Source organism: Pseudomonas sp. LPB4.O (assembly GCF_038383825.1).
GTDB lineage: Bacteria > Pseudomonadota > Gammaproteobacteria > Pseudomonadales > Pseudomonadaceae > Aquipseudomonas > Aquipseudomonas putida.
Genome location: NZ_CP151298.1, coordinates 5,464,948 through 5,476,893, shown reverse-complemented (window position 1 = coordinate 5,476,893; position 11,946 = coordinate 5,464,948). Strand labels below are relative to the sequence as shown.

Below are 11,946 nucleotides of genomic sequence, written 5' to 3'. Positions count from 1 at the left end.
TGTGGCCAGCGCGCTGGCTAAGGTGATTGCCCCTGGTTCAAGGGGCAACCATCAAGGAGTTTCCAGATGTCCGATGCAACCCAAATCACCACCACCGATGCCGCCATCCTGGTAGACGGCAACCTGCTTGCCTGCGGCGCGGGCATGTCTGCGCAGAGCCGTCATGATGTGAAGAATGCCTTCCACTTCGCCACGTTGGTCGCCGACAAAGCTTTTGACGCCGAAAAGCAGAGCCGGGAGTGGTACGAAAAATTCATCGATGTCATGCGAGACCTTGGCTTTACCATCCCACGTCGTAGCTTCGAACTTGAAACTTCGGTGGAACTGTCCGTCACCGTAGGCGCCGTGGCCATCCGCACCATAGGTGTGGTTGGCAATGCGGTGCTGGGTGGCACCAAGCTGGGTGAAGTGGCAAAGCGGGCCTTCGACAAAATGACCACTGTCGAAAACGACGCCAAGGTGCTCGACCACAAGCGCAAGAACAAAGCCAGGGGTATGGTTGGCATGGCCGCCTGTATTGAAACCGCAAACAACGATGTGGTCATGGTGGTGAGCTGCATCCAGACCTCTGCCCCAACACTGGACGACGACGTGCTGGGCATCCAGTGGAAGCTGGACAGGGCCGCTTACTACGCCGGCACGGCAGTGCTCACCCTCAATAACTTTGTCTACGACAAAGTCCGCGAAACCGTAGAAAACAAACTCGGCGTGCGCAGTGTCGAGAACGTGCTCGAGTACGACATCTGATTGCTCGGCGGCGTAGTCGCAACGCCGCCTTGTTCGGTTCTTTGTGACGAGGTAACACGATGGATAGAGCAGCTGAGCAACTGATGTTGATTGGCGGAACAGCAGTGCTGTATTCGCCAGGCGCAGTCGAGGCACAACGCCAGGCCGCTTTCGATTCAGTCCTGTACGCGCAGTTGGTAGCCAACAAGCACGCCGGTTCACGCGTTGACAATTATGAAAACTGGTATGCCGCGTATCGGGAGGCCTACCGCCAACTGGGCTGGATCAAGCTGGCCAGTACCCATGACCTGAAACCGTTGGGGCGACCTGTGCGCAACGCGCATATACAGCCACTTGAAGCGTGGCTGAAGATGCGTTCGCTTCGCCATGAGGCTGTGCTGGCGGCGATAAAAACGGGCCTTGGCCAGTCTGCCGAAGGCTTCCGGCACTTGCTGAGTTTCTGCGCGCATGATCTGGCGCAGTGCTCCACCCTGGTCATCGAACTTGGCGTACTCAAGCCGGGGCCGGCGCTGGACTTGTGCAGCATCTCGCTGCAAATCGATAAGCCACTCTCGCTGGTTTCGCTGGAGACATTTCTGGGCGAACAAGTACTTGAGGGCGAGGCCGAGTTCAACGGCGTTTCCCTGGCGTTGGATGAAGGGCGCTTTCAACGCCAGCGTGATGAATTGCAGGCCTTGATGAAAACCAAGGATGCACAGGCCGTCTACCGGTTCGACCCTTACGCACAACCCACAGGAGCAGCATCATGAGTGAAACCACGTCTGCCGTGATCGGCGCTGGGATTGTTTCGTTCTTGCCGGGCGTCGACGCCGCGCAGAAAAACAAGGTGAAGCTGGCCTTGGCAATGGCCGAAAGAGCCACCGAGGCCGCTTTCAAAGAGGGGCTGATTAAAGACTGGTTCGCTTATTACCGTAACCAGCTCAAATTCATGGGGTGGGATGCGGTAACGGCTGAGCAGATTCATTGGCCGGACAAGACGCGTACGCAACAGACGGACCACGTGCTGCAGACCCTGTCTAAAACTGCCGGGGACAGCTTTGCGTCGTCGGTCAAAGTGTCCATTCAAGCGTTGCTGACCAAGCCGTCGGTGCTGAAGGAACTTGAGAAAAAGGCATTCGAGATGCAGCACTTTCAAGTGTTGGCCTGCGCGCCGGCCGGTAATAACCGTGTCGACATGGTGATTTACCACGAAACGGACAAGCAGTCTGTTTTCAGTGCAGGGTTCATCAGCCGCAAGCGCAGTTACAAGAATGTGCGTGCGGAGCTGGTCCGGTTCAATATTCTGGCCTTCGAGAACAGCGTAATGCCAAAAGTGCAGGAAAGCGTCGTCAAGGTATCCCTCGCGCGCATTCATGACTATGCCATCTAAGGCACCAGGTACCCTTTGATCCCGGTAAAAATGATCTGCGCCGCCAGGGCACAGACGAACAGCCCCATCAGACGGCTGACGATCTGCAGGCCCTGGTCGCCCAGGATCCGCTCGATACCGTGCGACAGGTAAAGCACCAGGCCGACAGTGAAACTGGCCAGCGCGATGCTGACGATGGCCAGCAGTTTGTCGTCCCAGTGCGGCTGGCTCACACCCATCACCAACAGGGCCCCGATGGTACCGGGACCCACCGTCAGCGGAATGGTCAGTGGCACGATGGTCACATCCTGCTGCACGTTGTCGGCCTGCACCGCCGGCTTGCCCTGGGCCATACCCAATGCCGAGATGAACAGCACGCTGCCGGCACCGATGCGGAAGGCGTCGGCGGTGATGCCGAAAATGCCGAAGATCACCCGACCGAACAGGTACAGCAGCACGCTGGCGAGCAGGGCTGCGAAGGCTACCTTCCAGGCCAGTTGCTTGCGTTCCTTGCTGGAGTGGCCGCGGGTGAGGCTGATGAAGCACGACAGCACGAAGAACGGGCTGTAGAGCACAAGCATTTTCAGGTAGACGCTGAACAACTCATGGAGCATGAGTGCTGATCCTCGGAAACTTAAAAAGGATGCGCGCTCGGTGCACAAGTGCGCTATCTCTGTGGGAGCGGGCATGCCCGCGAACACCGGCAGAGCCGGTGCCATACAGCGAGGTGGCTTCTTCGCGGGCGCGCCCCCTCCCACAGGGGCCGTAGAGATCTTGTGAGCAGTGTTCACTGCTCGACAGCGTAGTCTAGGACGTATGCGCCGGGTCCACCTTGGCTTCCCGGTGATTGGCCCAGTACTGGATCAGCTCGCGCAACTGCGACAGCTCGACCGGCTTGGCCATGTGGCCGTCCATGCCCGCCAGACGGGCGCGTTCCTTGTGTTCTGTAAGAATGTGCGCGGTCAGTGCCACCACCGGGGTGCGTTGGCGCTGGTTGGCGGTTTCCCAGGCGCGCAGCTGCTGGGTGGCCGAGAAACCGTCCAGAATCGGCATTTCGCAGTCCATCAGCACCAGGTCATAGCGCTGGTTTTTCATCGCCTGCAGGGCCTCTTCGCCATTGCACGCGGTGTCCGGCTCAAGGTTCAGCTTGCCAAGCATGCCGCGTATCACCTTGGTGGAAATGCTGTTGTCTTCGGCAACCAGCACGCGGAAGTCGCCGGGCAGGTCCAGTGCCTGCGGAACACCGGGCAGGCTGGCCGGCACTGCCTGATCGCGGCCGCGTTGGGCCAGTTCTTCGGCCAGGGTGGTTTTCAGCGTGTAGCCGGCCACCGGCTTGGCAAGTATCCGCTTCACCCCGGCATTGCGTGCGATGACCTTGCTCGGCGCATTGCTGATGCCGGTGAGCATCACCACCAGGATGTCGTGGTTCAGGCTCGGGTCTTCCTTGATCTTGGCGGCCAGCTGCATGCCGGTCATGCCGGGCATGTTCTGGTCCAGCAGCACCGCGTCGAAGTAGTCGCGCAGGTGGGCCTTGGTGCGCAGAAGGGCCAGGGCTTCCTTGCCTGATGGCACTGCGCTGACATTCATGCCCCAGGCGCTGCATTGTTGCACCAGCACCTTGCGGCAGGTGTCATTGTCGTCCACCACCAGCACGCGGGCATCGCGCAGCGGGCTGTCGAGGTCGGTCGGTGGCTGTTCCAGGCGAGAAGGGTCCAGCGGCAGGGTCAACCACAGGGTGTTGCCCATGCCGGTGCTGCTCTTGATGCCGAACTCGCCCTGCATCAGGCCGATCAGCTGTTTGGCGATGACCAACCCAAGGTGGCCACCCAGCTTGTTGCTGGACAGGAAGTGGTGGCTGTGCAACTCGGCTTGCAACAAGGCTTCACGGTCTGCGGCGGCCAACGGCTCGCCGCTGTCCTGCACGGCGATGCGCAGGCGCGGTAGCTCACCCCGTTGGTCCAGCGCCACGACCAGCAGGATCTCGCCCTGGTCGGTGTTTTTCAGGGCGTTTTCCAGCAGGCTCGACAAGGCTTGGCGCAGGCGTGTCGGGTCGCCGCTGATCACCCGCGGTACTTGCGGCTGGGTAAAGCTGATCAGCTCGATGTTCTGCTGCTCGGCCTTGGCGCGGAAGATGTTCAGGCAGTCCTCGATCAGCGCGTTGAGGTCGAACTGCACGTCATCCAGTTCGATCTGCCGGGACTCCAGCTTGGAAATGTCGAGAATCTCGTTGATCAGCGTCAGCAGCTCGTTGCCGGCGCTGTGGATTGTCTGCACGTAGTCACGTTGTTTGACGGACAGCGGTGTGCCCAGCAGCAGCTCGGTCATGCCCAGCACGCCGTTCATGGGGGTGCGGATTTCGTGGCTGATCTTGGCCAGGAACTCGGCCTTGGCGTTTATTTCGGCATCGCTGGCGGCCAGGGCGCGGCTGGCGCTGAAGCGCTCCTCGCTCATGCGGCGCAGGCGCTCGCTGACTGCCAGGTTGAGCAGCAGGCCGCTGGCCACGGCCAGCCCCAGCAGGACGCACAGCAGCCAAGGCGTCGAGGTGCGGGTCAGGCCCAGCAGTGCCGGCAGCAGCACCAGGCCGCCCAGGTTGAACACCACCATGGCCAGGCTGAACAGGCGCCCAGGCGCGTAACCCCGGTACCAGTGGTAGCTGCTGACCAGCAGCATGCTCACGCTGCCCAACGCCATCAGGGCGTAGGTCATCAGGTTGAGGGGGAGGGTGTCGACAAACAACAGCACCAGCCCGCTGACCCCCACCACCAGCATTTCGCCCTGCAGCAGGCGGTTAAGCCGGGGTGAGTTGCACGGGTTGAAGAAGTGTTGGGTGAAATACAGCCCCGCCAGGCCGGCCAGTACCAGTGTCAGGTAGGCGGCCGGGGTTTGCGCGTTGTGCCAGACGTGCCACCAGGGGCCGCTGAGGTTCAGCAGGATCAGGCCGCTGAGCAGCATCAGGCCGTGGTACAACGCCAGGATCAGGGTGGTGGTGGAGCGGCTGTAGAGGAAGCGGATCAGGTTGTGCAGGATCAACATGACCAGGCCGCCGAACAGCATGCCGAACAACAGTGGCTGGCTCTGGTCCGAGGCGGCTACGGCCGCAGGTTCCAGGCTGATGGCTGGGCGCAACTGGTGCTCGGAGACCAGGCGCAGGTAGATGTCCAGCGGTTGCTTGCTGTTGGGCAGGGGCAGTACATGGTCGCTGCCACGCAGGGTCGGGCTGGCATTGCCGGCCTGGCGCCCGTGGTGCAGCTGACGCAGAAGTTGGTCGCCTTCGAGGGCGTAGAGATCAAGGCCAGACAGGTCGGGGGCGAATACCCGTAGCAGTTGCTCCTGGTCGCCTGGTTCCAGGCGGTAGTGCAGCCACAAGGCCTGTTCCGGCGGGGCGGCATCCAGCTCGGTAAGCACCAGCGGGCTGAACTGGTTGCGGTAGCGCTCCGAGCGTACATCGCTCAGTTGCAGGTTGGCCTGTTCGTCGAGCAAAACGGTCCAGCCTGCGTCATGTTCGGCTGCAGCCGGGAACATGCAGAGCAGGGTCAGCAAGGTGACGATCAGAGCTGAGGCAATCCGAAGCCGACGCACTACGAGATCCCTTCTTAGCCGATGTGCCGGGTACTAACTATGCGCGGCGCGCCAAGTCGAAGGCAAGGCCCGTGCCGGGCCTTGTCGACGAGCCGGATGCCGTGCGCCGGGCGGTTGACAGCCTTGGGCGGCACGGCGTTCCGGTAATGCTTACTGCTGGTGCTCACCGCGCTCGCGGGCAATGGCCCGGTAGCCGATGTCAGTGCGGTAGAAACTGCCGTTCCAGCTCACTTCCTTGGCCAGGCGGTAAGCCTGCTGCTGCGCATCGGCAACCGTGCTGCCCATTGCCGTGGCGCACAGCACGCGCCCGCCGTTGGTGGCCACTTGGCCGTCCTTGAGCGAAGTACCGGCATGGAATACCTTGCCTTCGATCTTGGCTGCTGCGTCCAGGCCGCTGATCACGTCGCCCTTGGCGTAGTCGCCCGGGTAACCGCCAGCCGCCAGCACAACGCCCAGGCTCGGGCGTGGGTCCCACTGGGCTTCGACCTTGTCCAGCGCCTTGGCGAAGGCGGCTTCGATCAGCAGCACCAGGCTCGACTCCAGGCGCAGCATGACTGGCTGGGTCTCTGGGTCGCCGAAGCGGCAGTTGAACTCGATGACCTTGGGGTTGCCTGCCTTGTCGATCATCAGGCCAGCATAGAGGAAGCCGGTGTAGACGTTGCCTTCCTCGGCCATGCCGCGCACGGTTGGCCAGATTACCTGGTCCATCACGCGCTGGTGCACGTCGGCGGTAACGACCGGGGCAGGGGAGTAGGCACCCATGCCGCCCGTGTTCGGGCCGGTGTCCTGGTCGCCGACGCGCTTGTGGTCCTGGCTGGTGGCCATGGGCAGCACGTTGTGGCCGTCGACCATGACGATGAAGCTGGCTTCTTCGCCGTCGAGGAACTCTTCGATCACCACACGCGAACCGGCTTCACCGAAGGCGTTGCCGGCCAGCATGTCACGCACGGCGGCTTCGGCTTCTTCGAGGGTCATGGCGACGATCACGCCTTTGCCCGCAGCCAGGCCGTCGGCCTTGATCACGATCGGCGCACCTTTTTCCTGCAGGTAGGCCAGCGCCGGCTCGATTTCAGTGAAGTTCTGGTAGTCGGCGGTCGGGATCTTGTGACGCGCCAGGAAGTCCTTGGTGAAGGCCTTGGAGCCTTCCAGCTGGGCCGCACCCTTGGTTGGGCCGAAGCAGTCCAGGCCACGGCTGCGGAAGAGGTCGACCACACCGATGACCAGCGGTGCTTCCGGGCCGACGATGGTCAGGTCGACGTTCTTCTCGGCGAAATCGGCCAGTTGTTCCAGGGCGCACACGTCGATGGCGACGTTCTCGCACTTGGCTTCAATGGCGGTACCCGCGTTGCCTGGGGCAACGAAGACTTTCTCGACGCGTGGGTCCTGGGCAACTTTCCAGGCCAGGGCGTGCTCACGGCCGCCGCTGCCGATGATCAAAACTTTCATGTCAAAACCTCGAATTCTTTCGGGCGCAAAGCGAAGCCTCACGCTGTACGAGGTCGCAATGAAGCAGGTAGATGCAAGGCGGGGCCGGTTCCGATGAGCGGAGTTGCCTTCTGGCAATGAGCATCAGCGGAACCGGCCCCAACGCAGCAGATGCCTGCTTCAGTGCGGCCGATTGCCGTAAATCAGTGGCGGAAGTGGCGCATACCGGTGAACACCATCGCGATACCTGCCTCATCGGCAGCGGCAATGACTTCGGCATCACGCATCGAGCCACCCGGCTGGATCACGGCGCTGATACCCACTTTAGCCGCATTGTCGATGCCATCACGGAACGGGAAGAACGCATCCGATGCCATGACCGCGCCCTGCACTTGCAGGCCAGCATGCTCGGCCTTGATTGCAGCAATGCGGGCGGAGTTGACGCGGCTCATCTGGCCAGCGCCGACGCCGATGGTCTGGCGCTGCTTGGCGTAGACAATGGCGTTGGACTTGACGAACTTGGCCACTTTCCAGGCAAACACCAGGTCGTGGACTTCTTGCTCGGTCGGGGCACGCTTGGTGACGATCTTCAGGTCGTCTGCGGTGATCATGCCGATATCGCGGCTTTGCACCAGCAGGCCACCGTTGACGCGCTTGAAGTCCCAACCGGCAGCGCGCTCAGCTGGCCACTCGCCGCACTCCAGCAGGCGTACGTTCTGCTTGGCAGCTACAACGTCGCGGGCGGCCTGGGAAATTTTCGGGGCGATGATCACTTCGACGAACTGGCGCTCGACGATGGCCTTGGCGGTTTCGCCGTCCAGTTCGCGGTTGAAGGCAATGATGCCGCCGAAGGCCGACTCGGTGTCGGTGGCGTAGGCCAGGTCGTAGGCCTTGCGGATGCCGCCTTCGTCTTCAGGCACAACGGCCACGCCGCACGGGTTGGCGTGCTTGACGATGACACAGGCTGGCTTGACGAAGCTCTTCACGCACTCCAGTGCGGCGTCGGTGTCGGCCACGTTGTTGAACGACAACTCCTTGCCCTGCAGCTGGGTGGCGGTGGAAATGCTGGCTTCGCCTTTTTTGGCTTCTACGTAGAACGCCGCGCTCTGGTGCGGGTTCTCGCCGTAGCGCATTTCCTGGGCCTTGACGAACTGGCTGTTGAAGGTGCGCGGGAATTCGCTGCGTGCGGAAGTCGAAAGGGTGTCCTTGGCCTGGTCGATGGTGCCCATGTAGTTGGCGATCATGCCGTCATAGGCAGCAGTGTGCTCGAACGCCTTGAGCATCAGGTCGAAGCGCTGGGCGTAGGTCAGGCCGCCGGCCTTGAGGCCTTCGACGATGCCGGCGTAGTCGCTGGCGTTGACCACGATGGCGACGTCTTTGTGGTTCTTGGCTGCCGAACGGACCATGGTCGGGCCGCCGATGTCGATGTTCTCGATGGCGGTCGGCAGGTCACAGCCAGGCTTGGAAATGGTGGCTTCGAACGGGTACAGGTTGACCGCAACCAGGTCGATCGGCTTGATGCCGTGCTCGTTCATGATGGCGTCGTCGGTGCCGCGACGGCCGAGGATGCCACCGTGGATTTTCGGGTGCAGGGTCTTGACCCGGCCATCCATCATTTCGGCAAAGCCGGTGTAGTCGGCCACTTCCACCGCGTTCACGCCGTTGTCCTTCAGCAGCTTGTAGGTGCCGCCGGTGGACAGGATCTCGACACCGAGCTGCTGCAGCTCACGGGCGAATTCGAGGATACCGGTCTTGTCGGAGACGCTGATCAGGGCGCGGCGGACTGGCAGGCGGGTAGTCTGGTCGGTCATTTCGGGTTCCAATAACGCGGTGGAGTCTGCAAAAAAGGCGCCTCTGTTCAGGGAGCCGCCTTTTCTGGTTGGGATTCTGGCTTACAGCAAGTCGTACTGCTTGAGCTTCTTGCGCAGGGTGCCTCGGTTCAGCCCGAGCATCTCGCTGGCCTTGGTCTGGTTGCCCTTCACGTAGTTCATCACGCTTTCGAGCAGTGGCGCCTCCACTTCGGAGAGCACCAGGTTGTACACGTCCGTCACGGTCGCGCCTTCCAGGTGGGCGAAGTAGTTGTGCAGCGCCTTCTCGACGCTGTCGCGAAGGGTCTGGCCCTCTTCGCTCGGCGTGTTGAGGTGCTGTTTCAGGTTGGCGTTGTCGCTCACGGGCGTTGTTCCACTCACAAAATTCTCGGTCATCATCGTCATGCGGCCACCCCTTGTCCGTCCTCTGTCTCAAGGCTCTGTCGACGCTCGCTGAAAAACGCACGAACGTTGGCGCACTGCGCTTGTGTCTCTTCCAAAGCGTTGAACCGGGAGCGAAACTCCTTGCCGCCGGGTCGTGTTGCCAGGTACCAGCCAACGTGCTTGCGGGCGATACGTACGCCCATCACATCGCCATAAAAGGCATGCAACGCGGCCAGGTGCTCCAGCAGGATGCGTTCCACTTCGTCCAGTTGCGGCGCTGGCAGGTATTCGCCAGTGCGCAGGTAATGCTCGATCTCGCGAAAGATCCATGGCCGCCCCTGGGCAGCCCGGCCGATCAACAGGCCGTCGACCCCGGTGGCATCCAGCACCGCCCGGGCCTTTTCTGGCGAAGTGATATCGCCATTGGCAAAGACCGGGATAGACACCGCTTGCTTGATGGCCGCGATGGTGTCGTATTCGGCTTCGCCGGTGTACAGGTCGGCGCGTGTGCGGCCATGCACCGCCAGCGCCTGGATGCCGGCCTGTTCGGCGATCTTCGCCACGTTCAGGCCGTTCTTGTTTGCCCGGTCCCAACCGGTGCGGATCTTCAGGGTCACCGGGACGTCCACAGCGCCGACCACGGCGTTGAGGATCTCGCTGACCAAGGCTTCATCTCTCAATAAAGCAGAGCCTGCAGCTTTGTTGCAGACTTTTTTTGCCGGGCAGCCCATGTTGATGTCGATGATCTGGGCACCCGCCTCGACGTTGGCCTTTGCTGCCGCAGCCATCATCTGCGCATCACCACCGGCGATCTGCACCGAGCGTGGCTCGGGATCACCTTCATGGATGCGGCGCAGGCTCGACTTGCGGCTGTTCCACAGGCTCATGTCGCTGGAGACCATCTCCGACACCACCATGCCCGCGCCCAGACGCTTGCAAAGTGTACGGAAAGGCTGGTCCGTGACCCCGGCCATGGGCGCGAGGATCAGGTTGTTACGTAGTGTGTATGGGCCGATGCGTACCGCCGACATAGGTGATCCCTGTTGTGGGGCCGAATCTTGGAGTTCGAAAAAGGGTGGGCATGATACCCGCTCTCGGTGACCGGATAAAGATGGATTTGGATAAAATCTGAACAGTTGTCGGCTTATGACTTTTGGTATGAGCCAAGACCCGGGTATCGCGCGGACCCCTGTGGGAGCGGGCGCGCCCGCGAAGCAGACGCCGCGGTGCATGGCACGGGCTTTGCCCGTGTTCGCGGGCATGCCCGCTCCCACAGGGTTGTGCTGACTATTCCGGCGAGCGGAAGCTGAGGCTGTAGTTCACGGCCTTTGGCCCCGGGTCGAGGATGTCCAGGGCGATATGGATGGGCGTCTGGCTTGGCATGTCGCCACGCCCGGCCAACTCGCCGGACAGGTACTCGCTGGGCTTGAAGCGCCGGCTGGCGATCAGCTGGCCATTGAGGTCGGCAAAACGCAGTTCCAGCAGCGGGAACGGTTGGGCGAACGGTGCACGGTTGTAGATGATCGCATCGACGATCAGTGCGCCCTTGAAGTCCGGGTGGCTGCGCACCACCAGGTTGCTGCTCTTGATTCTTGCGATATCGACGCGGGTCGGCACCTGGCACCCGACGATCGGGCAAATTTGCTGGAAGATCGGCCGGTACTGGTCCTGGCGGGCCATTTCGTCGAAGTGGAACCACACATACTGGAATGCCAGCAGGCCAGCGGCCAGCAGGGTCAGGAAGCCCCACAGCAGGCGCTTGCCCCAGTTGGGCGCGGGTTTTTCCCAGCCCAGTTGCAGCGGGTCGTCCACCACATCGACCAGCGGCTCCTTGCGCGCCGGGCGCTCGGGCTTGCTGGCAAGGCCTGGCTCCAGGCGTTCACCCGGCAGCGGCTCGACAGGGTCGTCGTCGCGCGCCGACAGGTGCAGCGCCAGCGGTTCATCGTCGCGGGCGCTCAGGCCTTTTTCCGGGATTTCGTCATCACGGGTGCGCAGCGGTTCGCTGAAGGCGGGCTGGTCGTCGATTTCAGCTGCGCGGTGTACGGGCGGCTCGTCATCGATGTCCAGGTCAAGGTTACGGCCCAGGGTCGGCTCGGTGCGCTCGCCGGGTACGGGCTCCAGGTCCAGCTCCAGCGGCTGCGGCTCCAGCAACACAGGTGCGGGCTCTGCCGGCGTTTGCGGCTCGAAGGGCTCATCGGTGGCGTTGCCGAACAGGTCGTCCGCATGCTCGTCCGGGTGCAGTTCGTCACGGCGCGCCTGCAGCCCGCCATCCAGGTTGGCGGGGCGTGCCGGGGCCGGCTGGCCGCGCCGCTCCAGGCGTGCCAGTTCCTGGTCGAGGTCGAGTGCGTCCAGCGCCTGGGCGGTCAGGGCCCAGTCCTCGTCAGGCGTGATGCTGCGCTCGCGGGTGACAGGCTCGGGGGTAACCGGCGGCTCGACCACTGGCTCGGCAGGTGCCGCTGGCACAGGCGCCGCTACCGGCACCTCAGGTGCGCTGGCGCGGTTCTGCTCCAGCAGTTGCTTGGCGGCATTGAACACCTGCAGGCAATGGCCGCAGCGAACCACGCCGCGGGCCACGCTCAACTGGTGGTGGGTGACGCGAAAGCTGGTCTGGCAATGCGGGCACTGGGTGACGAAACTGTCGGTCATGCGGCAATC

The 11,946-nt window shown here is 62.4% G+C and carries 10 protein-coding genes; 3 read left to right on the top strand and 7 right to left on the bottom strand.

Translation table 11 applies throughout. The features are described 5' to 3' along the window. Positions 1-66 precede the first annotated feature (66 nt). From MRBLPB4O_RS24800 to MRBLPB4O_RS24790, 3 genes are read left to right on the top strand one after another with little or no spacing between them, the layout of a single operon-like run. A complete protein-coding gene (locus tag MRBLPB4O_RS24800) occupies positions 67-747 on the top strand; it encodes a hypothetical protein (RefSeq protein ID WP_341796878.1) in 681 nt (226 codons plus the stop codon). A 59-nt stretch (positions 748-806) separates the two neighbouring features. Continuing rightward, complete coding sequence (locus MRBLPB4O_RS24795; RefSeq protein WP_341796877.1) at positions 807-1,496, top strand: hypothetical protein; 690 nt, start codon at positions 807-809, stop codon at positions 1,494-1,496. Further along, on the top strand, positions 1,493-2,116 hold the full coding sequence (locus MRBLPB4O_RS24790) for a hypothetical protein (RefSeq protein ID WP_341796876.1): 624 nt from the start codon (positions 1,493-1,495) through the stop codon (positions 2,114-2,116). The genes MRBLPB4O_RS24795 and MRBLPB4O_RS24790 overlap by 4 nt, the downstream gene beginning before the upstream one ends. On the opposite strand, the gene MRBLPB4O_RS24785 is transcribed toward MRBLPB4O_RS24790, so the two are convergent. From MRBLPB4O_RS24785 to MRBLPB4O_RS24755, 7 genes are all read right to left on the bottom strand, one after another. Continuing rightward, a complete protein-coding gene (locus tag MRBLPB4O_RS24785; RefSeq protein WP_016501822.1) occupies positions 2,113-2,709 on the bottom strand; it encodes a MarC family protein in 597 nt (198 codons plus the stop codon). The two genes, MRBLPB4O_RS24790 and MRBLPB4O_RS24785, sit on opposite strands and share 4 nt — an antisense overlap. A gap of 193 nt (positions 2,710-2,902) precedes the next feature. Then, on the bottom strand, positions 2,903-5,674 hold the full coding sequence (locus tag MRBLPB4O_RS24780) for a hybrid sensor histidine kinase/response regulator (RefSeq protein ID WP_063422759.1): 2,772 nt from the start codon (positions 5,672-5,674) through the stop codon (positions 2,903-2,905). Positions 5,675-5,824: 150 nt separating this feature from the next. Continuing rightward, positions 5,825-7,120, bottom strand: a complete 1,296-nt coding sequence (purD, locus tag MRBLPB4O_RS24775; protein WP_019472784.1) for a phosphoribosylamine--glycine ligase — start codon at positions 7,118-7,120, stop codon at positions 5,825-5,827. Between the two features lie 182 nt (positions 7,121-7,302). Continuing rightward, on the bottom strand, positions 7,303-8,910 hold the full coding sequence (gene purH, locus MRBLPB4O_RS24770; RefSeq protein WP_258909627.1) for a bifunctional phosphoribosylaminoimidazolecarboxamide formyltransferase/IMP cyclohydrolase: 1,608 nt from the start codon (positions 8,908-8,910) through the stop codon (positions 7,303-7,305). 81 nt (positions 8,911-8,991) lie between these two features. Then, positions 8,992-9,312 (bottom strand): DNA-binding transcriptional regulator Fis, encoded by a 321-nt coding sequence (gene fis / locus MRBLPB4O_RS24765; RefSeq protein WP_003249693.1) that lies wholly within the window; start codon positions 9,310-9,312, stop codon positions 8,992-8,994. Then, positions 9,309-10,322 carry a tRNA dihydrouridine synthase DusB gene (dusB, locus tag MRBLPB4O_RS24760; protein ID WP_341796875.1) on the bottom strand — a complete coding sequence of 338 codons (1,014 nt, stop codon included), beginning with the start codon at positions 10,320-10,322 and terminating at the stop codon, positions 9,309-9,311. The genes fis and dusB overlap by 4 nt, the downstream gene beginning before the upstream one ends. A gap of 256 nt (positions 10,323-10,578) precedes the next feature. After that, positions 10,579-11,937, bottom strand: a complete 1,359-nt coding sequence (locus MRBLPB4O_RS24755) for a DUF3426 domain-containing protein (protein WP_341796874.1) — start codon at positions 11,935-11,937, stop codon at positions 10,579-10,581. Positions 11,938-11,946: the final 9 nt, after the last annotated feature.